At 75.1% G+C, this 19,582-nt stretch carries 23 protein-coding genes and 1 riboswitch; of the genes, 7 read left to right on the top strand and 16 right to left on the bottom strand.

Going from position 1 to position 19,582, the window contains the following annotated elements; all coding sequences use genetic code 11:
* The first annotated feature begins 97 nt into the window (after nt 1-97).
* From AB0K43_RS21710 to AB0K43_RS21700, 3 genes are all read left to right on the top strand, one after another.
* Entirely contained in the window at nt 98-1,831 is a 1,734-nt protein-coding gene (locus AB0K43_RS21710; RefSeq protein ID WP_363642130.1) for a pyruvate dehydrogenase, read from the top strand.
* 133 nt (nt 1,832-1,964) lie between these two features.
* Nucleotides 1,965-2,555 carry an XRE family transcriptional regulator gene (locus AB0K43_RS21705; protein ID WP_363642128.1) on the top strand — a complete coding sequence of 197 codons (591 nt, stop codon included), beginning with the start codon at nt 1,965-1,967 and terminating at the stop codon, nt 2,553-2,555.
* Nucleotides 2,556-2,605: 50 nt separating this feature from the next.
* Nucleotides 2,606-2,743: a DUF6126 family protein gene (locus AB0K43_RS21700; RefSeq protein WP_363642126.1), complete on the top strand. Its 138-nt coding sequence runs from the start codon at nt 2,606-2,608 to the stop codon at nt 2,741-2,743.
* Nucleotides 2,744-2,787: 44 nt separating this feature from the next.
* On the opposite strand, the gene AB0K43_RS21695 is transcribed toward AB0K43_RS21700, so the two are convergent.
* Both AB0K43_RS21695 and AB0K43_RS21690 read right to left on the bottom strand, forming a co-directional pair.
* Nucleotides 2,788-3,399 (bottom strand): NAD(P)-binding domain-containing protein, encoded by a 612-nt coding sequence (locus AB0K43_RS21695; protein ID WP_363642124.1) that lies wholly within the window; start codon nt 3,397-3,399, stop codon nt 2,788-2,790.
* A 186-nt stretch (nt 3,400-3,585) separates the two neighbouring features.
* A complete protein-coding gene (locus AB0K43_RS21690) occupies nt 3,586-5,007 on the bottom strand; it encodes a PLP-dependent aminotransferase family protein (RefSeq protein WP_363642122.1) in 1,422 nt (473 codons plus the stop codon).
* Between the two features lie 49 nt (nt 5,008-5,056).
* Between AB0K43_RS21690 and AB0K43_RS21685 the strand changes: the two genes are divergently transcribed.
* Together AB0K43_RS21685 and AB0K43_RS21680 are read left to right on the top strand one after the other, a co-directional pair.
* On the top strand, nt 5,057-5,566 hold the full coding sequence (locus AB0K43_RS21685) for a carboxymuconolactone decarboxylase family protein (RefSeq protein WP_363642120.1): 510 nt from the start codon (nt 5,057-5,059) through the stop codon (nt 5,564-5,566).
* 101 nt (nt 5,567-5,667) lie between these two features.
* Entirely contained in the window at nt 5,668-6,495 is an 828-nt protein-coding gene (locus AB0K43_RS21680) for an isocitrate lyase/phosphoenolpyruvate mutase family protein (protein ID WP_363642118.1), read from the top strand.
* Nucleotides 6,496-6,507: 12 nt separating this feature from the next.
* Here the strand turns inward: AB0K43_RS21680 and AB0K43_RS21675 are convergent, their stop codons facing one another.
* The 12 genes from AB0K43_RS21675 to AB0K43_RS21620 all read right to left on the bottom strand — a co-directional run bounded on the left by AB0K43_RS21675 (nt 6,508) and on the right by AB0K43_RS21620 (nt 16,683).
* Nucleotides 6,508-6,738, bottom strand: coding sequence for a hypothetical protein (locus AB0K43_RS21675; protein ID WP_363642116.1), 231 nt, complete (start codon nt 6,736-6,738; stop codon nt 6,508-6,510).
* A 46-nt stretch (nt 6,739-6,784) separates the two neighbouring features.
* A complete protein-coding gene (locus tag AB0K43_RS21670) occupies nt 6,785-7,897 on the bottom strand; it encodes a cytochrome P450 (protein WP_363642114.1) in 1,113 nt (370 codons plus the stop codon).
* Entirely contained in the window at nt 7,861-9,288 is a 1,428-nt protein-coding gene (locus AB0K43_RS21665; protein WP_363642112.1) for a cytochrome P450, read from the bottom strand. The genes AB0K43_RS21670 and AB0K43_RS21665 overlap by 37 nt, the downstream gene beginning before the upstream one ends.
* Nucleotides 9,285-9,908 (bottom strand): ATP/GTP-binding protein, encoded by a 624-nt coding sequence (locus AB0K43_RS21660; protein WP_363642110.1) that lies wholly within the window; start codon nt 9,906-9,908, stop codon nt 9,285-9,287. Before AB0K43_RS21660 ends, AB0K43_RS21665 begins: the two co-directional genes overlap by 4 nt.
* Nucleotides 9,886-10,242, bottom strand: a complete 357-nt coding sequence (locus tag AB0K43_RS21655; protein WP_363642108.1) for a DUF742 domain-containing protein — start codon at nt 10,240-10,242, stop codon at nt 9,886-9,888. The genes AB0K43_RS21660 and AB0K43_RS21655 overlap by 23 nt, the downstream gene beginning before the upstream one ends.
* Nucleotides 10,239-10,652: a roadblock/LC7 domain-containing protein gene (locus AB0K43_RS21650; protein WP_363642106.1), complete on the bottom strand. Its 414-nt coding sequence runs from the start codon at nt 10,650-10,652 to the stop codon at nt 10,239-10,241. Before AB0K43_RS21650 ends, AB0K43_RS21655 begins: the two co-directional genes overlap by 4 nt.
* On the bottom strand, nt 10,636-11,997 hold the full coding sequence (locus AB0K43_RS21645) for an ATP-binding protein (protein ID WP_363642226.1): 1,362 nt from the start codon (nt 11,995-11,997) through the stop codon (nt 10,636-10,638). Before AB0K43_RS21645 ends, AB0K43_RS21650 begins: the two co-directional genes overlap by 17 nt.
* Before the next feature lie 182 nt (nt 11,998-12,179).
* Nucleotides 12,180-14,396, bottom strand: coding sequence for a SpoIIE family protein phosphatase (locus tag AB0K43_RS21640; RefSeq protein WP_363642105.1), 2,217 nt, complete (start codon nt 14,394-14,396; stop codon nt 12,180-12,182).
* 115 nt (nt 14,397-14,511) lie between these two features.
* A complete protein-coding gene (locus tag AB0K43_RS21635; RefSeq protein WP_363642104.1) occupies nt 14,512-14,715 on the bottom strand; it encodes a hypothetical protein in 204 nt (67 codons plus the stop codon).
* Nucleotides 14,716-15,000: 285 nt separating this feature from the next.
* A complete protein-coding gene (locus AB0K43_RS21630; RefSeq protein ID WP_363642102.1) occupies nt 15,001-15,219 on the bottom strand; it encodes a hypothetical protein in 219 nt (72 codons plus the stop codon).
* A 43-nt stretch (nt 15,220-15,262) separates the two neighbouring features.
* On the bottom strand, nt 15,263-15,838 hold the full coding sequence (locus AB0K43_RS21625; RefSeq protein WP_363642100.1) for a TetR-like C-terminal domain-containing protein: 576 nt from the start codon (nt 15,836-15,838) through the stop codon (nt 15,263-15,265).
* Nucleotides 15,838-16,683: an alpha/beta hydrolase gene (locus tag AB0K43_RS21620; RefSeq protein ID WP_363642098.1), complete on the bottom strand. Its 846-nt coding sequence runs from the start codon at nt 16,681-16,683 to the stop codon at nt 15,838-15,840. The genes AB0K43_RS21625 and AB0K43_RS21620 overlap by 1 nt, the downstream gene beginning before the upstream one ends.
* Nucleotides 16,684-16,867: 184 nt before the next feature.
* Here AB0K43_RS21620 and AB0K43_RS21615 point away from each other — a divergent pair, with 184 nt between their 5' ends.
* The gene (locus AB0K43_RS21615) at nt 16,868-17,080 is read left to right on the top strand and encodes a 4-oxalocrotonate tautomerase family protein (RefSeq protein ID WP_363642096.1); all 213 of its coding nucleotides are present in this window, start codon (nt 16,868-16,870) and stop codon (nt 17,078-17,080) included.
* A gap of 36 nt (nt 17,081-17,116) precedes the next feature.
* Here AB0K43_RS21615 and AB0K43_RS21610 read toward each other — a convergent pair whose 3' ends face one another.
* Nucleotides 17,117-17,407 (bottom strand): YiaA/YiaB family inner membrane protein, encoded by a 291-nt coding sequence (locus tag AB0K43_RS21610; protein ID WP_363642094.1) that lies wholly within the window; start codon nt 17,405-17,407, stop codon nt 17,117-17,119.
* Between the two features lie 234 nt (nt 17,408-17,641).
* A riboswitch (cyclic di-AMP (ydaO/yuaA leader) is annotated at nt 17,642-17,787 on the top strand.
* Between the two features lie 11 nt (nt 17,788-17,798).
* Between AB0K43_RS21610 and AB0K43_RS21605 the strand changes: the two genes are divergently transcribed.
* Nucleotides 17,799-18,611: a M23 family metallopeptidase gene (locus tag AB0K43_RS21605; protein WP_363642092.1), complete on the top strand. Its 813-nt coding sequence runs from the start codon at nt 17,799-17,801 to the stop codon at nt 18,609-18,611.
* Here the strand turns inward: AB0K43_RS21605 and AB0K43_RS21600 are convergent.
* Nucleotides 18,601-19,560 carry a hypothetical protein gene (locus AB0K43_RS21600; RefSeq protein WP_363642090.1) on the bottom strand — a complete coding sequence of 320 codons (960 nt, stop codon included), beginning with the start codon at nt 19,558-19,560 and terminating at the stop codon, nt 18,601-18,603. The genes AB0K43_RS21605 and AB0K43_RS21600 overlap by 11 nt on opposite strands.
* Nucleotides 19,561-19,582: the final 22 nt, after the last annotated feature.

Below are 19,582 nucleotides of genomic sequence, written 5' to 3'. Positions count from 1 at the left end.
CGGGTATGGGCACTTTGTCCGGTTCGTCGTGCTAGGCATGGTCCTGAAGGGATCCGGCCGCCGGGCCGCGACGAGCCGAGCCGAGACGAGGTACCCCGTGGGCAGTGTGGCCGAGCAGATGGTGGAGGTGCTCCGGCAGGCCGGCGTGGAGCGGGTCTACGGCGTGGTGGGCGACAGCCTCAACCCGGTGGTGGACGCGATCCGGCGGGCCGAGGGCATCGCCTGGGTGCACGTGCGAAACGAGGAGGCGGGCGCCTTCGCCGCGGCGGCCGAGGCCGAACTGACCGGCCGGCTCGCGGTCTGCGCCGGCTCCTGCGGGCCCGGCAACACCCACCTGATCCAGGGCCTCTACGACGCCCAGCGCAGCGGGGTGCCGGTGCTGGCGCTGGCCTCCCACATCCCGTCCGGGCAGATCGGCACCGGCTTCTTCCAGGAGACCCACCCGGAGCGGGTGTTCACCGACTGCAGCACCTTCTGCGAGCTGGTCTCCACCCCGGCGCAGCTGCCCCGGCTGCTGCGGGTCGCGGTGCAGCACGCGCTCGGCGCCCCCGGGGTCTCCGTGCTGGTCTTCCCCGGCGACATCGCGGCGCTGCCCGCCGCCGGGCCCACCGGCCGGGGCACCTTCCTCACCGAGCAGGCGGTCGCCGCCCCGCCCTGGGCCCAGGTCCGGGCGCTGGCCGAGGCGCTCAACCGGGCCGCCACGGTGGCGGTGTTCGCCGGCGCGGGCACCCGGGGCGCGCACGAGGAGGTGATGAAGCTGGCGGCGACCGTGCACGCCCCGATCGGGCACTCGCTGCGGGGCAAGGAGTGGATCCAGTACGACAACCCGTACGACGTGGGGATGAGCGGCCTGCTCGGCTACGGCGCCTGCCACGAGGCTCTGCAGGAGGCCGAGCTGGTCCTGCTGCTGGGCACCGACTTCCCGTACGACTCCTTCCTGCCGCAGGCCCGCACCGTGCAGGTGGACCACGACGCGACCCGGCTCGGCCGGCGGACCCCGCTGGAGCTGGCGGTGCACGGCGACGTGGCGGCCACCCTGCGGGCGGTGCTGCCGCTGCTGGAGCAGAAGCCGGACCGCACCTTCCTGGACACGATGCTGGACCGGCACGTCAAGGCGCTGGAGAAGGTGGTCGGCGCCTACACCAGGGACATCGAGCACCACCGGCCGATCCACCCCGAGTACGTGGCCGCGGTGCTGGACGAACTGGCCGCCGAGGACGCGGTGTTCACCGTCGACACCGGCATGAACAACGTCTGGGCCGCCCGCTACCTGACCCCGAACGGGCGGCGCCGGGTGATCGGCTCCTTCCTGCACGGCTCGATGGCGAACGCGCTGCCGCACGCGATCGGCGCGCAACTCGCCTTCCCCGGGCGGCAGGTGGTCTCGCTCTCCGGTGACGGCGGGATCGGCATGCTGCTCGGCGAGCTGCTCACGGTGGCCAAGCACCGGCTGCCGGTGAAGACGGTGGTCTTCAACAACGGCGCCCTGGGCATGATCAAGCTGGAGATGCTGGTCAGCGGCTATCCGGAGACGGAGACCGACAACGGCGACGTGGACTACGCGGCGATCGCCCGGGCCTGCGGCATCCCGGCCAAGCGGGTCACCGACCCGGCCGCCGTGGCGGACGCCCTGCGGGAGGCGCTGGAGCGCCCCGGCCCCGCCCTGCTCGACGTGGTGACCGATCCCAACGCGCTGTCCATCCCGCCGCACATCACCGCCGCCCAGCTCAAGGGCTTCGCGCTGGCCGCCGGGCGGACCGTGCTGTCCGGCGGCGTCGGCCGGATGATCGACCTGGCCCGCAGCAACCTGCGCAACATCCCCCGGCCGTAGCGCGCGCGGCGCCAGGGGGCGTGCGCCACCGGAGGCGCGGGGAAGCCGTGGTGCCGCGAGGTGCGTGGTGGCCAGGTTTGCCTCTGGGGCAAGTTTCTTGCCTCAGGGGCATCGCCGGGTGTGCACTGGACGCATGACAGAAGACCCGGAGGTCGCGGGCCTCGGCGCCCGACTGCGCGAGCACCGGCTGGCCGGCCGGCTCACCCTGGAGGCGGCCGCCGCCCGGGTGGGCCTGTCCCCAGCTTACGTGTCACGGCTGGAGAGCGGGCAGCGCCAGCCCTCGCTGCCGGTCCTGCTCGGGCTGGCGCGCGCGTACGGGACCAGCGTCGCCGGGCTGCTCGGCGAGCAGCCCGGCGACGCAGACCCGGTGATCCGCGGCGCCGCCATCGAGCCCGGCCGGGCCGGCGGCTGGGGCTACCGCCGGGCCGGCGCCCCGGGCCGGGCGATGCAGGCGCTGCACGTCCAGGTCCCGCCGAGCCTGCAGGACGCCGTGGTGCGGGTGCACCCCGGGGAGGAGTGGCTGTACGTCACCCGCGGCCGGCTGCGGCTGACCCTCGGCGAGAGCGTCCACCTGCTGGCGGAGGGGGACAGCGCCCACTTCGACTCGCTCACCCCGCACTGCATCGCCGCCGATTCCCCGGACGGGGTCGAACTGCTCTTCCTGCACACCCTGTTGCAGGCCCCGGTCGGCGAACTCTGCCTCGGCGACCCGCCCCGGCTCTGACACCGCCCGAACCCGCCCGACCCACCTGAGCCCACCAGAGAGGTAAGGCCATGTCCAAGCTCACCACCGACGCCGGACGGCGCACCGACCGCCGGGTCTGGATCCGCGCCACCATCTACATGGCGGCCACCCACGCCTTCGCGGGCTTCGTGATCCTGCTGTTCGAGATCGGCAACCGCGGCCGCTGACCGGCGCCGCCCGCTCGGCCCCGCTCGGCCCCGCTCGGCCCCGCTCAGTCCCGGGCGTCGGAGCCGGGCGCGTCGGAATCGGTGAGCAGCCGGAAGCCCGAGTGCCGGCCGTGCCCCTGTGCCACCGCCAGCCGGAACCAGATCCACAGCGCCCGGTCCACCAGCTCGTACTGGTCCGGGCCGAGGTAGACCGGCCGCAGGCCGACCGCCGAGATCAGCTCCTCGACCGCCGCGCGGTCCTCCTCGGCCGCCGAGAACAGGTGGTCCGAGGCCGTCCCGCCGATCAGCGGGTCCGCGAACACCTCGACGCCTTGGCTGCTGAACGCCCGGGCGTACCGGGCGCCGGGGGCCCGCTCGGCCACCTCGGCGGCACTGTTCTGCACCGGGGCGGCCAGCCGGTTGGCCGCGTCGACCACCAGCCGGCCGTCCAGCGCCGGGCCGTGCTCGGCGAGGAACTCGTCGACGGCGGTGCCCGGTTGGGCCAGGACCACGGTGTCGGCACCGGCCAGCGCCTCGGCCACCGTGACGACCTTGACCGGGGCGTCGGCCACGGCGCCCGGATCCCGTGAGCCGAGCACCGTCTCCAGGCCCGCGGCGCCGAACGCCCGGGCCAGGGTGGAGCCGATCTTTCCGGTGCCGATGACGGCGACTGCCATGGTGATCCCCTCTCGTCCCACCGGGCCACCCGGCCCGGGAACCATCCCAAGGCCCCACCCCCGCACGGGAATTCCCGCCGCCGCCGAGACTGTCAGGTCGGCCGCGGCCCGCTCATCGCCGGCCGCTCGCAGGCACCCACAGCCGCCCACAGCCGCTCACGACCGCGCGCGGCCCCTCACAGCCGCTCACAGCCGCACCAGCGTGCACAGCGCGTCCAGCGCCGCCGGGAAGGCCCGGTCGGACGGCGTCCCGTACCCGACCACCAGGGCCGAGGGGGCGTCCGGCACCGCCGGCGCGGCGGGTGACCTGCACCAGGACTTGACGCTCAGCGAGATGCCCAACCATCGCGCCTGCCGGAGCAGTTCCGGCTCGCTCAACGAGCCCGGCGGCAGCTCCAGGACGGCGTTCAGGCCCGCCGACAGGCCGGTCACCCGGACCTCGGGGGCCCGCTCGGCCAGCACCTCGATCAACCGGTCGCGCCGGCGCCGGTACTGCAGCCGGCTGCGCCGGATGTGCCGGTCGTAGTCGCCGGAGGTGATCAACTCGGCCAGGGCGAGCTGCTCCAGGGCGCCCGACTGCCCGTCGGCCAGCCGCTTCTGCCGCATCACCGGCTCCACCAGGGCGGCCGGCAGGGCCAGCCAGCCGAGCCGCAGCCCCGGGGCCAGGCTCTTGGCCGCCGTCCCCGCGTACACCACCCGCTCCGGATCCAGCGCCTGCATCGCGCCCAGCGGCTGGCGGTCGTAGCGGAACTCGCCGTCGTAGTCGTCCTCGACCAGCACGCCCCCGGTGGCCCGCGCCCAGGCCACCGCGGTCGCCCGCCGGGTCGCCCGCAGCGCCACCCCGGTCGGGAACTGGTGCGCCGGGGTGAGCACCGCCGCCCCCGCCGCCGAGCCGAGCAGCGCCTCGGTGCGGGCGCCGCCCTCGTCCAGCGGCAGCGGCACGGTGGCCAGGCCGACCGCGTCCACCACCGCGCGCTGCGGCGGCAGCCCGTACTCCTCCACCGCCAGCGTCCGCACACCCTGCTCGTACAGCGCCCGGCAGACCAGCCCCAGGCCCTGGGTGTACCCGGAGCAGACCAGCAGCCGCTCCGGGTCGGTGCGCACGCCCCGGACCCGGGCCAGATAGTCGGCCAGCGCCCGGCGCAGCTCGATCCGGCCGCGCGGGTCGCCGAGCCCGAAGGCCTCGTGCGGGGCGGTGGCCAGCGCCCGCCGGGTCGCGGCCAGCCACGCCGAGCGCGGGAACCGGGACAGGTCGGGGCTGCCCGGCATCAGGTTGTGCCGCACCGCGGGCTCGGGCCGGACCCCGGGCGGCGGTGCGGCCGGCTGCGGGGCGCCGCGCTCGGCCACCACCGTGCCCGAGCCCTGCCGGGAGGTCAGCCAGCCCTCGGCGCTGAGCTGGGTGTACGCCTCCGCGACGGTGTTGCGCGCGATCCCCAGGTCGGCCGCCAGCGCTCGGGAGGAGAGCAGCCGGGTGCCGGCGGCCAGCCGCCCGTCCCGGACGGCCGAGCGCAGCGCGTCCTCCAGGGCGGCCCGCAGGCCGAGCCCGCGGGCCCGCCCGGCGGACAGGTCGAGATGCAGGTCGCCACCGAAAGTGGCCCAGGATTCCATGGGTCAAATGAACCACAGCACCGGGCCATCGGGCACCTAGGGTAGAGCCATGACGACGAACGAGAACACTGCCGCCACCACCGCCACCAGCCCCGACGCGCTCGTCCCGGCCCCCGTCCAGCGCCTGTCGATGCCCGAGCAGGCCGCCGAGTTCTACCGCTCGATGATCAAGCTGGACCGGGCCGCCAACCTCGGCGTCGACCCGATCGTCGCCGAACTGGTGAAGATTCGCGCCTCGCAGATCAACGGCTGCGCCTTCTGCCTCGACATGCACACCACGGACGCCCGCAAGCTCGGTGAGCAGGAGCACCGGCTGTACTCGCTGCCGGCCTGGCGCGAGACCCCGTGGTTCACCGCCCGCGAGCGCGCCGCACTGGCGCTCACCGAGGCCGTCACCCTGGTGACCGAGGGGCACGTCCCGGACGCGGTCTACGACGAGGCCGCCAAGCAGTTCGACCAGCAGGAACTGGCCCAGCTGATCGCGCTGATCATCGCCATCAACTCCTGGAACCGGATCGCCATCGCCACCCGGCTGAGCCCGGCCCCCCGCCAGGCCTGACCCACCCACCCGGCCGGCCCCCGGCACCGATCGGGGGCCCCGCCGGGTCCAGGTCCGATTTCCGCCGGACGGCGACCCCCAGCGACCGACAGGCTGTCACCATGACCACGCAGCACCACAAGGCCGAACTCCTGCACACCCTGCACCGCCCCGGCGCACCACTCGTGCTGGCCAACGTCTGGGACGCCGCGAGCGCCCGCCTGGTGGCCGACGCCGGCGCCCCGGCGATCGCCACCGCCAGCGCCAGCGTCTCCTGGACCCTCGGCGTGCCCGACGGGCACCGGCTCGACAAGGCCCGGGCACTGGCCCAGACCGCGCTGATCGCCGGCGCCGTCGACCTGCCGGTCACCGCCGACCTGGAGCACGGCTTCGCGGACACCCCGGCCGGCGTCGCCGACACCGTCACCGAGCTGCTCGCCACCGGCGCCGTCGGCGTCAACCTGGAGGACAGCTGGTCCGGCCCCGGCCCGCTGCGGCCGGTGGCCGACGCGGCCGAGCGGATCGCCGCCGCCCGCCGGGCCGCCGACGCCGCGGGCATCCCGCTGTTCCTCAACGCCCGCACCGACGTCTTCCTGCTCGGCGTCGGCGACCCCGCCGACCGTCTGGACGAGGCCCTCACCCGGGCCCGGGCCTTCGTCGCGGCGGGCGCCGACGGAATCTTCGTCCCCGGCGTCACCGATCCGGCCACCGTCGCCGCCCTCGCCCGGGCCCTGCCCGTCCCGCTGAACGTGCTGGCCGGCCCCGGCGCCCCGACCGTCGCCGAACTCGCCGCCCTCGGCGTCGGCCGGATCAGCCTCGGCCCCGGCCTCGCCAAGGCCGCCTACGCCGCGGTCCGCCGGGCCGCCCGCGAGGTGTACACGGACGGCGGCTACCTGGCCCTGGCGGACGGCCTCGGCTTCGACGAGATGAACGCCCTGTTCGAGGACTGAGCGGGCTCAGGCTCAGGCCACCGACACCGGCGGCCGGTCCAGCACCCGCCCGAGCGTCCCGCACACCCCGGTGGTGCGCTCCGCCGCAGACCCCACCACCGGGTACTGGGCCAGCTCCTGGTGGCACACCTCGGCCGCCGTCGCCCCCTGCGCGTAGTCGCGGACCTGCTCCGCCTGCGCGGGGGCGGCGGCCGCCGCGAGAGCGGCGAGGGACAGTGCGGCGAGCGCCGGGATCTCTCTCATGCCCTCCCCAACGAGCCCCGCCCCGGATGGTTGCTGCCCCGGAGCGTCAGCGCGTCCGTACGGGCAGGGTGCGCACGCTGTTGCTGACGAACGAGGCGATCGGCTCCGGCGCCGGCCCGCCCTCGGCGAGGGCCAGCCCCGGGAAGCGGGTGAACAGCCCACGCAGCGCCGTCTCCGCCTCCAGCCGGGCCAGCCCCGCCCCCAGGCAGAAGTGCGGCCCGTGGCCCAGCGACAGGTGCTTGACCGGCTGCCGGGTCAGATCGAAGCGGTCCGCGTCCGGGTAGTGCCCCTCGTCCCGCCCGGCCGACGCGTACGAGGCCAGCAGCGCCTCCCCGCGCCGGATCAGCACCGCACCGACCTCGATGTCCTCCACCGCGTACCGCAGCGGGAACTGCCCGACCGGGGAGTCGTAGCGCAGCGTCTCCTCGACCACCGCGGACCACGGCTGCTCGCCCGACAGCACCAGCGCCAGCTGCTCCGGGTGGGTCAGCAGGGCGCGCACCGCGTTGGTGATCAGGTTCAGCGTGGTCTCGTGCCCGGCCACCAGCATCAGCAGCAGCGTGCCGACCAGCTCCTGCTCGGTCAGCCGGTCGTCCGCCGCCCGGGCCGCGATCAGGTCGGTGGTCAGGTCGTCACCCGGCTCGGCCCGCTTGGCCGCGACCACCGAGCCCAGCAGGGCGAACAGCCCCTGCTGCGCCGCCAGCGCCGCCTGTGGTGTCGCCGAGCTGCTGACCAGCGTGTCGGACAGCTCGTGCAGCCGGTCCTGCTGCTCCACCGCGAGCCCGAGCAGCTCGCCGATCACCTGCATCGGCAGCGGGTACGCGAAGTGCTCGCGCAGGTCGAACTCGCCCTCCAGGGCGGCCACCGCGTCCAGCAGCCGGTTGCTGCGGGCCTCCACGGCAGGCGCCAGCTCGGCGATCCGGCGCGGGGTGAAGGCCTGGGTGACCAGACCGCGCAGCCGCCGGTGGTCGGCGCCGTCCACGGTGATCATGCCCGGCACGGTGACGAAGTTCAGCAGCGGCCAGCCCTTGGGCAGCCGCCCCTCCCGGAAGGTGTTCCACAGCTGCGGGTTCTTGCCCACCCGGGGATCGGCCAGCAGCTCCTGCAGCGTGTCGTGGTGGGCTATCGCCCAGACCACCACCCCGCCAGGGAGTTCCACCAGGACCGCAGGGCCTGCCGCCCGGAGTCGGCCGTTCTCCCCGTGCTGGTCCCCTCCGAAGGCGTCGAGTCGGACCGGGGCGAGGGTGTCGGAAGTGTCCATGACGGCCTTTCGGGAGCGGGGCTTCGGGGCGGGGTGAAGGCGCTGTACAGCACCGGCAGCGACACCAGCGCGCGCGACCACGGGGACTGCCGCCAGCTCAACTCGTGTGCGGGCACCGCGAGCTGGAGGTCCGGCAGCCGGTGCAGCAGGGTTTCCAGCGCGGTCTCGACGATCAGCCGGGCCGGCTGCTGGGCCGGACAGACGTGCCGCCCCGCCCCCCAGGCCAGGTGCGCCCGGTTGCCGGCGATGCCGTCCCCGGCGTGCACCGCGGGATCGGCGTTGGCGGCGGCCAGCCCGAGCACCAGCATGTCCCCGGCGCTGATGTACTGGCCGCCGAGCACGGTGTCGCCGGTGGCCCAGCGGCCGGGGAAGTTCTGCGTCGGCGGATCCCGCCAGAGCACCTCCTCCAGCGCGTCCGCCACGGTCAGCCGCCCGCCGGTCAGGGTCGAGCGGAACCGGCGGTCGGTGAGCAGCAGCCGCAGCGTGTTGCCGGTCCAGTTGATCGTGGTCTCGTTCCCCGCGACCAGGATCACCACCAGGTGGTGCAGCGCCTCCTCGTCGGTCAGCTGCGCCCGGTGGGCCAGCAGCCAGGAGGTCAGGTCCGCGCCCGGCTCGGCCCGGCTGCGGCGGACCAGGTCGGTCAGGATCTCCTGGAACTCCGCGTTGGCCCGGACCGACTTCTCGCTGCTGTCCACGAAGTGGCTGATCAGCTCGATCAGATGCGGCCCCATCTCGGGCGGCAGGCCCAGCAGTTGGGTGAAGACCAGGAGCGGCAGCCGGCGCGCGTACTGGGCGATCAGGTCGGCGGTGCCGTCCGGGCCCCAGCTGTCGATCAGCGCGTTGGCGGCGGCCTCGGTGGTCTCGCGCAGCTGCCGCTGGTCGATCCGCCCCAGGGTCTGCGCCACCGCGCCGCGCAGCCGCTGGTGCTCGGCCCCGTCCAGGCTGAGCAGGGTGGGCCGCCAGGCGGTCATCGGCAGCAGCCGGGAGTCGGACTTCAGCCGGCCCTCGGCCGGCACCCGCCAGCGCCGCGAATCCTTGGAGAACAGCTGCTCGTTGCGGGTCAGTTCGAGGAGCTCGGGGTAGCCCAGCACCAGCCAGGCCTCCACCCCCGGCTCCAGCTCGATCGGCGCGACCGGCCCGTGCTGCTCGCGCAGCCGGGCGTACAGGCCGTGCGGGTCGTCCGCGACCGCGGCCCCGTACAGCTGCGCGGCGGGGCCGGCCGCGCCGGTGCCCCGGTGCATCGGACAGCCGGGCGGCGGCACGGCGGCCTCGGGCTGGGGAGTCGTCATCGCTGGAGCTCCAGTGCGGCGGTGGAGAGCAGATGGTCCACGAAGTCGATCAGCACGTCGTAGGCGGCCTGCCGGTCCCGGGCGTCGCAGCGCAGGATCGGCACCTCGGGCAGCAGGTCGAGCGCCGCCCGCAGGTCGTCCTCCGGGTGCTCGGGGGTGTCGGGGAAGACGTTCACGGCCACCGCGAACGGGATCCGCTGCTCCTCCAACTGCCCCAGCACGTCGAAGCTCTCGTCGAGGCGGCGGGTGTCGACCAGGGCGATCGCACCGAGCGCGCCGCGCGAGAGGTCGTCCCACAGCGGCCAGAACCGCTGCTGCCCGGGCGTCCCGAAGAGGTACAGCGCGAGCTGCGGGTTGAGCGTGATCCGGCCGAAGTCCATCGCCACCGTGGTGGTGGTCTTGTCCGGGCGGCCGGTCAGGTCGTCCACCTCGGCACCGGCTGAGGTCATCACCTCCTCGGTGCGCAGCGGCGCGATCTCGCTCAGCGCCCCGACCAGGGTGGTCTTGCCGACCCCGAAGGGACCGGTGACCAGGATCTTGACCGCACCCTGCACGGTGGCCGGCAGGTAGGACGGCCCGGCGGGCGGGCCCGCGGTGTCAGCGGAGCTGGCGGAGGCCAACGAGCACTTCCTCTAGGAGTGTGGTGGGCAGGAGGTCGGCCTGCGGCGCGGGCGGGCGGACCTGGACGGCGCCCAGGTCCCACAGGTCGTCGACCAGCACCCGCACCACGCTGACCGGCAGGCCGAGGTAGGCGGCGATCTCGGCCACCGACAGCAGGTCGCGGCAGAGCGTCAGGATCCGCTGGTGCTCCCGGTTGAGCGTGTCCCCGGGCAGCAGGTCCGGGTCGAGGGCGGCCGCCGGCACCGCGCTGACCAGGCTCTCGATGGCGAGGGCCGGCCGACCGGGCCGGCTGCGGCCACCGGTGATCACATACGGCCGGACCGGCCCGCTCACCGGGCTTCCCCGGCCGCCTGCTCGAACCGGGGCGGGCTGGTCAGGTGGGTGCCGATCCGCTCCACCAGCACCTGCATCTGGTACGCGACCAGCCCGGCGTCCACCGCCTCGCCGGTCACCACCGCCAGGTGCGCGCCGGCCCCGGCCGCCACCACGAACAGGTAGCCGCCGCCGTACTCGACCACGATCTGGCGGGTGCTGCTGCCGCGGCCGCCGAAGCCCTGGGCCACCCCGCGGGCCAGGGACTGCAGACCGGAGCAGGCGGCGGCCAGCCGCTCGGCGTCGTCCCGGCCGATCTGCTCGCTGCGGCCGATCTCCAGGCCGTCGTTGGACACCACGACGGCGTGCCGGACGTCGGGCACGGCCACGATGTCCGAGAGCAGCCAGCCGAGATCAGGATTGGTGGTCATCGAAGTCTCCGGAGCGCTGGGGGAGTTGGGGGGAGTCACCGGCCGGGTCGGCCGGTCCGGTCGACGGGTCGGGAGCGTCCGAGGGCAGGCCCTCGCGGGCGGCCGAGCGACCGCTCGCGGTGCCGGCCTGGAACATCGCCATGAAGGCCTGGGCCTGGTCCGCGGAGCGGGTCGCCACCTGGTCGGTGGTCCGCTCCCCGGCCGTGGCCGGCGCCTGGTCGGTGGCCGGCGCCTTCGCCGGCCCGGTGCTCCGGCGGTTGGCCCGCCGGGGGAGCTCGCCGGTCGGCGGGGTGCCGGCCGCCCGCGCCGCGGCGGTGCTGCGGGGCTGTGCGGTGCCGGCGCGGCCCGGCGCGGTGCCGGCGCTGGTGCCGGCGCTGGTGCGGGGCTGGGTCGGGACCCGCGACGGCGGCCCGGGCGGCAGCGCCGGCGCGCTGCTCGCGGACGGCGGCAGCACGGTCGGCAGCGGCTCGGTGAGCAGCACGTTGGGCAGCAGCACCACCACCCGCACGCCGCCGTAGGGCGAGGGCGCCGAGCTGAGCGTGACCCGGAAGCCGTACTGCTCGGCCAGCCGGCCGACCGCGGCCAGGCCCAACTGCGGTACCTCGCCCAGCCGGGAGACCTCCAGCGAGCCGCCGCCGGCGAGCGCGGCGGCGGCCTTCTCCACCGCGTGCTCGGGCATGCCGACGCCGCAGTCGTCGATCTCCACGACGGCGCCGTTGTGCACCGACATCAGCGTGACGAACACCTGGGTGGAGGGCGGCGAGTAGCGGGTCGCGTTGTCCAGCAGCTCGGCCACCGCGTGGATCAGCGCCTCGGCGGCGGCGCCGACCACCGCGGTCTCCAGCCGGCTGCGGACCACCACCCGCTGGAACGGCAGGATCCGGGACTGCGCGCCGCGCACCACGTCCTCCAGGGCGACCGGCTCGGGCCAGTGCCGCCCGGCCCGCGCACCGCAGAGCACCGCCAGCGTCTGGGCCAGCCGGGCCTGTTGGGCCGCCGCGTGGTCGGCCTTGAGCAGCCCGTCGAGCAGCGCGGGGTCGTCGTGGGTGCGCTCCATCTCGTCCAGGCCGGCCTGCTGGTCGTGCGCCATCACCAGGATCCGCCGGGCCACGCTCAGGAAGGCCCGCCGGGTGGCCGAGTTGAGGTCCTGCTCCTGCTGCACCGCCGCGTTCTCGGCGGTGCGCCGGGCCAGTTCGTCCGCCAGGGCGGCGCGCAGGCGGTCGAGTTCCTGCTCCTGCCCGGCCAGCCGGCCGCGCAGGGTGACGGTGACGGCTCGCAACCTCGCGGCTGCCACCAACGCGAGAACGGCGAGGACGCCGGCTGCTGCTCCGCACCACTGAGTCATCGTCACGCGGCGAATTCTAGGGCGATGATCCTATGTTCGTGTGAACCGATCGATCGTCAATTGAACTGATTCAGTCAAAGTTTCACAGCTTCAACGATTTCCCAACATGCTGTCGTGGACACATCGATGCTGGTCGTTCCCGGCGCCGGGGTGGTCCGCCGGCCGGTGACGGACAGCCGGAACTACTCCTCCTCGCCGGCCGCCCTGCGGTGCAGCAGGAGCAGTGCGACGTCGTCCGGTCGCGAGTCGCGCTCGGTCACGTTCAGGGTGAGCAGCTCGGCGAGCCGCTCCAGATCGGGGTCGAAGCCGTTGGGGCCCGGGCCGGCGGCCTGCCGGGCCCACAGTTCCAGGCTGCCCAGCATCCGCCGCACCGAGTCGTCGTAGTCCTCGTCGCGGTCCTCGACCAGGCCGTCGGTGTAGACCAGCAGGGTCTCCCCGGGTGCGAGGTCGTGCCCGGCCAACTCGTAGGCCCAGTGCGGGTCGACGCCGAGCGGCGGGCCGCCGGGCAGCTCCAGTTCGGCGGCCCGGCCGCCGGCGATCCGGATCGGCGGCGGGTGGCCGGCCCGGGCGCCGCGCAGGGTGCCGGTGGCCGGGTCGAGGGTCAGGTACAGGCAGGTGGCGAACAGCTCGGTGTCCAGCTCGGCCAGCAGCCGGCTGGTCCGCGCCAGCGTGGCGGCCGGGTCGTGGCCGTCGGTGGCGTACGCCCGCAGCCCGCTGCGGAGCTGGCCCATCACCGCGCTGGCCTCCGCGTTGTGGCCCTGGACGTCGCCGATCACCAGGCCGACCCGGCCGCCCGGCAGCCTCAGCAGGTCGTACCAGTCGCCGCCGATCTGCATGCCCTCGGTGCCGGGCAGGTAGCGGGCGGCCGAGCTGATCCCGGCCACCTGCGGCAGGCTGCGCGGCAGCATCGCGCGCTGCAGCTCGGTGGCCCGGTGGTGGTGGATGTCGTAGAGCCGGGCCCGCTCCAGCGACTGGGCGAGGATGCCGGCGAAGGCCGAGTACATGGTGCGGTCCGCGCGGCTGAAGGCCCGGCCGGTGTCGAAGGTGATCAGGCAGGAGCCGACCTGCCGCCCGGAGGCGACCAGCGGCAGCACGGCCCAGGCGGAGGGGGCCGGCCGGCTCCCGCCGGGCCGGGGCTCGCGGGCCTCGCTGAACAGCGGGGTGGCCCGGGCCAGCGCGTGCTCCATCACGCCGACCGACAGCTCGTGCAGCCGGTTCAGCTCGCTGCGGTACGGGCCGCCGAAGACGGCCGGGGAGACCGGCAGAAGCCGCCCCTCGTCGACCAGGTCCAGCACCACGCCGGCCGCGCCGAGGGCCGGCCTGGCTATGTCGGTCAGGGTGGTGGTGACGTCCCGGACGGTGATCGCCCGGGAGAGCGCCCGGGTGAGCGAGAGCAGCAGCGAGGCCCTGGCCTCGGCCTTGGGCGAGGCGGGCGCCGGGTCGCCCCCGGGCCGGGCCGGCCGGTCGGTGTGGTCCGGCCGGTCCCGGCCGGTCAGCAGGCCGGCGATGCGCACCGGGCGGCCGTGCAGGTCGAGCATCACCTCGCCCGCCTCGTCCACCAAGGTGATGCCGCCGTCGGCGCGCACCACCCGGTAGCCGAGCCGGTACGGGCCGCCCGCCGCCAGCGCGTCGGCGATCCCGGCCTGCAGGTCGGGCAGGTCCTCCGGGTGCACCACCAGGCTCAGGTCCGGGGCGGGCGAGGTGCCCCGGTCGGTCGGCGGGGTCAGCCCGAGCACCTGGTAGGCCCGGCTGTCCCAGGCGGTCTCACCGGTGACCAGATCGCGCTCGAAGGCGCCCGCCCCGGCCGCCCGGACGGCCAGCGAGAGCAGCGGCTGGTCACCCTGGTACGGCTCGGTCCGGATCCCCTCGGGCACCGGCCCGGCGGCCTGGACGTGGTCGATCAGGTGGGAGAGCCGGTGGGCGCAGGCCTCGGCGATGGTCTCCAGGGTCTCGATCTCGCGCTTGGGCACGGTGCCGCGGTGGGCCAGTGCCAGCGCCAGTGCGCCGAGCGGGAGGCCGTCCACCACCAGCGGCATGACGGCCAGCGCGACCAGCCCGGTGCCGCGTCCGACATTGGTCCCCGGGTAGTCGGCCCGGGTCCGCTCGGGGCTGAGCAGGACGGTCTCGCGGCGGCGCAGGGCCAGTGCGGCCGGCAGGTCGCCGGCCGGGTCGACCAGGCTGTAGCGCTCGTGCGCCCAGGCGGGCAGCCCGTGCGAGGCGGCCAGCCGGAGCATCCCGTCGGAGTCCAGCAGGTAGAGGGCCGAGCCCTCCCCGGTGATCCAGGTCGGGCCCTCGGCGAGCACGGTGGCGAGCAGTTCGGCGGCGCTGGTGCAGCGCAGCACCAACCGGACGCAGCGCAGCTCGGTACGGGTGGCGGGGCGGGACGAGGTGAGGTCCATCGAGGCTACCCGGCCCTTCCGCTCGTCGAACCGCCCTTGCCTGGTGTGAACATCTTATGGACGTCCTGCGTGCCCGGCTGGTTGCGCCGACCGCCTCCGCGGCCGGGACGGGTGGCTACTGCCCGTCGGACTCGCCGTACGGCTCCTGCGGGCGGGCCGGGACGGGGCGCAGCGCCCGCAGGCCCCGGACCACGGCGAAGGCCCGGCCGAGGTGGCCGCGGACGGTGACCTCGGGGTGGCCGGGGGCCGGGTGGTGGGCGCCGCGCTGGGCGGGGAGGAGGCCGGTGGCGGTCCGGTCGGGCTGCACGGTCTGGGTCATCTGTCCACGTCCTCCGTGATGCCGGTGTCGCGCCGCCGCCGAGGCGGGCGCGGACCGGCCGGTTCCCCCCGAACCGCAGGAGACGTTCGGGTACCAGCCAGTGTCACCCGGGGACTGTGACGGAACGGTCTCGAAACTCACCCGAACCTATACCGGCAACCGGTCGTCCGAGGTCAAGTGCCGGTCAACTCCGGTCGGGCGCAGGCGGAAGCGGAACAGGAGGACGGAGCCGGACAGCACGAGGGCCACCCGGCGGCCCGGGTGGCCCTGGCGGTGTGCGGCGGATCAGGCCGGGAGCTGCCCCGGCAGGGCGTTCAGGCCGTCCAGGTCGGGGCTGCCGCCGGAGACCGTGCCGAGCAGGTCGACGGGTACGTCGGGGGCGGTGACGGCGTCCGGCACCAGGCCGCGGTCGCCGGCCGGGGCCGCGTGCGCGCTGGGGGCGGTCAGGGAGGCCACCACACCGACGGCGAGGGAGGCGACGGCGAGCATGCTTCGCTTCTTCATATCCTGCCCAACGCCGACCGGGGCCCGCAGGACACGGGTGGGGTCAGGACCGCCCCGGCCAGTTGCGCAGCCCCGCGGTCAGCACCCCGGTCAGCCGCTGCCGGGTGACCGCCAGGTCCTCCGCGCGCCGGAAGCCCCCGCCGGTGGTCAGCGAGGCGAACCCGTGCGCCATCGCCCGGACGGTCCGGGTCGCGTGCACCGCCTCCGAGCCCGTCAGGCCGTACCCGCGCAGGATCGCCATGATCACCTCGACCAGCCGCTCGCCCGCGGCCACCAGCTCGGGGTCGGCCGGCGTGGGGGACTGCGGCAGCGCCGCGTACCGCTCGGGGTACTGCAGGGCGTACTCCAGGTACGCCGACAGCAGCGCCGCCACGGCCTCGTCCGTGCTGAGCCCGAGCACCGCGGCGGTCAGCCGGTCGGCCAGTTCCTCGGTGACCCGGACGGCGATCAGCCGGCGCAGTTCGGCCAGCCCGCCGGGGACGTGCTTGTAGAGGGAGGGGGTGGCCACCGTGGCCCGGGCGGCGACCGCGGCGAGGGTGAGGGCCTCGCCGCCCTGGTCGTCGAGCAGGGCCAGGGCGTGGCCCACGACGGCGGCGGGGGTGAGTCCGGCCCGGGGCATCAGGCGACCTCGGCCAGGAAGGGGAGCAGGGCATCGGCGGTGGCCTGCGGGAACTCCGCCATCGGGTAGTGGCCGCCGCCGTCGATCATCACCTTGCGGGCCTTCAGCGCGGCCGCCTGGCGGTCGGCCACCCGTTCCGGCTTCGGGAAGTCGGGGTCCTTGGCGCCCATGACCACCAGTGCCGGGCAGCCGACCGCGGCCGTCCAGCCGACCGGGGCCGAGTCGCCCGCGACGTACCCGCGGACGGCCGCCCGGCGGGCCGGCTCGCGGAGCATCGCGACCAGGGCGGCCCGGTACGCGTCGAAGTCGGCCGGGCGGGCGGTGGGGAAGTAGAGCTTCTGCGCCGCGCCCCACAGCGCGGGGAAGTGCACCACGGCGCTGCCGAGCGTCTTGACCAGCAGCTTCTGGAAGGCGTTCGGCGGAAGGTTCTCGACGAAGGCGTCGATCAGCACGATGCCGGCCACCCGCTCGGGCCGGTCGCCGGCCGCCTTGACCACGCTGGCGCCGGTGTAGGAGTTGCCGACCAGGACGGCCCGGTCGATGCCCAGGTGGTCGAGGAGCGCGAGCACGTCCTCGGCGATCGCGGCCGGCGAGTGGTCGGTGAAGCCGGTCGAGGACTCGCCGAGCCCGCGCAGGTCCATGGTGATCACCCGGTGGCCGGCGGCGGTCAGCAGCGGGCGCAGGTACCGGTAGGCGGCGCGCTTGTCGAGCATCCCGGGGAGCAGGACGACGGGGTGGCCGGCGGGCTGCGCCGCGGTGCCGGTGGCCGAGTCGTCGAAGGCGATCCGGCCGCCGGGCACGGTGACGTACCGGGTGCTGGCGCTGTGCATCACTGGCTCGTTCATCGCTGCCTCCTGGGCTCCTGGCGGGTGCCCGGCCGATCCGGTGGGCTCCCATAGCCATAAAGCTACGGCTAATAGCCTTAGCTGTCAAGGGGTGCCCCGGACGGGGCGCCGCAGGCCCTGGGGTAGCGTGCGGTCGGACCGCAGTCCCCGGTCCCCAGTGCCCGTGCGAGCGGCAGGAGTCGTCGTGCCCTTCATCAACGTCAAGCAGCTGTCCGGCCGGAGCGAGGAGCAGAACGCGCAGATCGTCCGCGCGCTCACCGAGGCCTACGCGGGGATCACCGGGGTGGATCCGGAGAAGATCTGGGTCGCGGTCGAGGAGATCCCGCCGACCCACTGGTCGATCGCCGGTGAGACCTTCGCCGCCAAGAAGGCGAAGGCCGCCGCCGAGGACCGCTAGGGCCTGTCCCAACCCGGACCGCGATGCCGGCCCGGCTCAGGCGCCCTCCACCCGGAACGGGTCGTGCTCCGCGAGCAGCTTGTCCAGCCGGGCCTGGTCCACCCGGCTGGTCAGCTCGTCGGCCTCCTGCCGGTCCCGGATCACCTTGGCCAGCGTGAACGCCGAGGTGATCTCGTAGAGCAGGCCGACCGCGAGGAACCCCCGCATCCAGGCGTTCACCGGGAGATAGGCGATGCCGATCGCGAGGGCCGAGCTGGCGAGGGCGAAGGAGAGGACGGCCTGGGCGTAGTACGCGGCCGTGGTTCTGGTCTGCATCTTTGCGCTCATGCCGGAAGGGTCTCCAACTCCCCTTCCGGACACATGAGTACGGATACTCATCCGCCCGGTCGCGGTCCGTCACCGCCGGGCCCGCCGATCCGGCCGAACCGCCCCGGGGGCCCCAGCGGGCCGCCAAAGTCTCGGCCTAGGCGCTTGGAATCATGGGGCTCATAGGATTAACTTTCGATAACGCAGCGCGGTACGCAACGCCGTACCCAGACGGCACCGCGCGCCATCGCTCAATCCGCGGGCACGCCTTCACCGGTGGGCCCGGGGAGCCGGGGAACCACGTTCCTTGGGGTGAATCGGCCGGGCCCCGAACCCGGCCGTAGGAGACCTTCCTGCTCCGAACCCGTCAGCTAACCCGGTCGGCGAGAAGGAAGGAAAGGAGCACGCCTCAGTGGCGTCGACGCACCCGCTCCAGGCCCCGGCCGCAGGCACCCAGCTGCTCGACCACCCGGTGGAGCAGCACCACCCGGTGGACCACGGCGCCGACGGCGCCCGGCACCGGATGCCCCGTCAGGCCAGGAGCGGCGCCCCGCTGCTCGGCGTCACCGCGATGACCGCCGCCCTCGGCGCCACCGGCTTCGCCGCCGCCGGCCAGGCCCACGCGGCCCCGACGGCGCCCGTCGTCGCCCCCGACACCACCGACCGGACCACCGGGGCCGCGCCCGCCGCCGACCCCGGCCTGGCCCTCGCCGCCCGGATCCAGCAGCAGGCCGACGGGCAGCCCACCTCGGTCGAGGAGAGCGCCCGGCTCGCCGCCGCCCAGGAGGCCGAGGCCAAGCGGGCCGACCGGCAGGCCGCGCCACGCCCCGCCGCCCTGGCCCTGCCCGTCGCGGCCTACACGCTGAGCGCGCACCACGGGCAGACCGGCTCGCTCTGGGCGCACCTGCACACCGGCGTCGACTTCGCCGCCCCGACCGGCACCCCGGTCGGCGCGGTCGCCGCCGGCACCGTGACCTCGGCCGGCTGGTCCGGCGCCTACGGCTACCGGGTCATCCAGACGCTGCCCGACGGCACCGAGATCTGGTACTGCCACCTCGCCCGGATCGCCACCGCCGGCGGCGAGGTCGCCCCCGGCACCCTGCTCGGCGCGGTCGGCGCCACCGGCAACGTGACCGCGCCCCACCTGCACCTGGAGGTCCGCCCCGGCGGCGGCGCCCCGGTCGACCCGCTCGGCTGGCTGCAGGCGCACGGCCTCAACCCGTAACGCCGTCCTCCGGCCCGGGCTCGTCTTCCGGCCCGGGCTCGTCCTCCGGCCCGGGCTCGTCCTCCGGCTCCGGCTCCGGCTCCGATTCCCGCTCCGCCAGGTACGCCTCGATCTCCTCGGTGCCCGGCTCCGGCGCCAGGTCCGGATACTCCTCGACCAGCAGCGCCGGCAGCCCGGGCACCGTCCAGTGCCCGTACAGCCGCAGCGCCTCGACGCCGACCGCCGCCTCGAAGCCCTCGAAGTCCCCGGCCAGCTCCGGCGGCATCGGCCGGCCGAGCGCCGTCAGCTCGGCCAGGTTCCGGTAACTGCGCTGCATCAGGCCCTGCTCCAGCAGCAGGCGCGCGCCGTCCGTGGCCATCCCGATCATCAGCAGCCGGGTCGGGCCCCAGCCGCCGTCCCGCTCCTCCGGCTCCAGCCCCGGTACCGCCGCGTACGCCGCCAGCCGCTGCTCCGCCGACAGCTCCCGGAAGCCGTCCAGCCAGTCGCGCACGGCGTCGAGGTCGGCCGTGTCCACGCCGTCCGCCCGCAGCAGCAGGGTGTACAGCCGGGGCCAGGTCACCAGATCGGCCCGCCGCAGCAGCCCGCACAGCACCTCGCCCTGCCACTCGGCCTCCTCCCGCAGCCGCTCGTGGCGCTTCGCGTTCAGCCGCCGCGCGGCCCGCTGGTGCTCGATCAGCGCCAGCACCGCCGCGCCGTACGCGGCCGGCTCCCCGGCCGGCTGCACGTACAGGTACAGCCGCTCGTAGAGCAGTTGCTCCAGCAGCGCCGAGTTCAGCTCGGGGAAGCCGTCGTGCATCCGGGCCCCGCTCAGCTCCAGCAGGGCCAGCACCGTCCGCAGCGCCTCCTCGGGCACGGGGGCCCCGCCCCCGTCGGCCGCCGGGGCGAGCAGGTCGGCGGCCCGGGTGGGCGGGATGAGCGGCAGGTCTTCGTCGTTCACGGGCACGTTCACCCACAAACCGTAGCCGGTGCCC

Source organism: Kitasatospora sp. NPDC049258, assembly GCF_040678895.1.
Taxonomy (GTDB): domain Bacteria; phylum Actinomycetota; class Actinomycetes; order Streptomycetales; family Streptomycetaceae; genus Kitasatospora.
This window is presented reverse-complemented; position numbering and strand designations above follow the sequence as displayed.

Coding starts and splice junctions, on each gene's coding strand:
- AB0K43_RS21705 (WP_363642128.1), top strand. CDS start 1,965: ATGACAGAAGACCCGGAGGTCGCGGGCCTCGGCGCCCGACTGCGCGAG.
- AB0K43_RS21700 (WP_363642126.1), top strand. CDS start 2,606: ATGTCCAAGCTCACCACCGACGCCGGACGGCGCACCGACCGCCGGGTC.
- AB0K43_RS21695 (WP_363642124.1), bottom strand. CDS start 3,399: ATGGCAGTCGCCGTCATCGGCACCGGAAAGATCGGCTCCACCCTGGCC.
- AB0K43_RS21690 (WP_363642122.1), bottom strand. CDS start 5,007: ATGGAATCCTGGGCCACTTTCGGTGGCGACCTGCATCTCGACCTGTCC.
- AB0K43_RS21685 (WP_363642120.1), top strand. CDS start 5,057: ATGACGACGAACGAGAACACTGCCGCCACCACCGCCACCAGCCCCGAC.
- AB0K43_RS21680 (WP_363642118.1), top strand. CDS start 5,668: ATGACCACGCAGCACCACAAGGCCGAACTCCTGCACACCCTGCACCGC.
- AB0K43_RS21675 (WP_363642116.1), bottom strand. CDS start 6,738: ATGAGAGAGATCCCGGCGCTCGCCGCACTGTCCCTCGCCGCTCTCGCG.
- AB0K43_RS21665 (WP_363642112.1), bottom strand. CDS start 9,288: ATGACGACTCCCCAGCCCGAGGCCGCCGTGCCGCCGCCCGGCTGTCCG.
- AB0K43_RS21650 (WP_363642106.1), bottom strand. CDS start 10,652: ATGACCACCAATCCTGATCTCGGCTGGCTGCTCTCGGACATCGTGGCC.
- AB0K43_RS21645 (WP_363642226.1), bottom strand. CDS start 11,997: ATGACTCAGTGGTGCGGAGCAGCAGCCGGCGTCCTCGCCGTTCTCGCG.
- AB0K43_RS21640 (WP_363642105.1), bottom strand. CDS start 14,396: ATGGACCTCACCTCGTCCCGCCCCGCCACCCGTACCGAGCTGCGCTGC.
- AB0K43_RS21635 (WP_363642104.1), bottom strand. CDS start 14,715: ATGACCCAGACCGTGCAGCCCGACCGGACCGCCACCGGCCTCCTCCCC.
- AB0K43_RS21630 (WP_363642102.1), bottom strand. CDS start 15,219: ATGAAGAAGCGAAGCATGCTCGCCGTCGCCTCCCTCGCCGTCGGTGTG.
- AB0K43_RS21625 (WP_363642100.1), bottom strand. CDS start 15,838: ATGCCCCGGGCCGGACTCACCCCCGCCGCCGTCGTGGGCCACGCCCTG.
- AB0K43_RS21620 (WP_363642098.1), bottom strand. CDS start 16,683: ATGAACGAGCCAGTGATGCACAGCGCCAGCACCCGGTACGTCACCGTG.
- AB0K43_RS21610 (WP_363642094.1), bottom strand. CDS start 17,407: ATGAGCGCAAAGATGCAGACCAGAACCACGGCCGCGTACTACGCCCAG.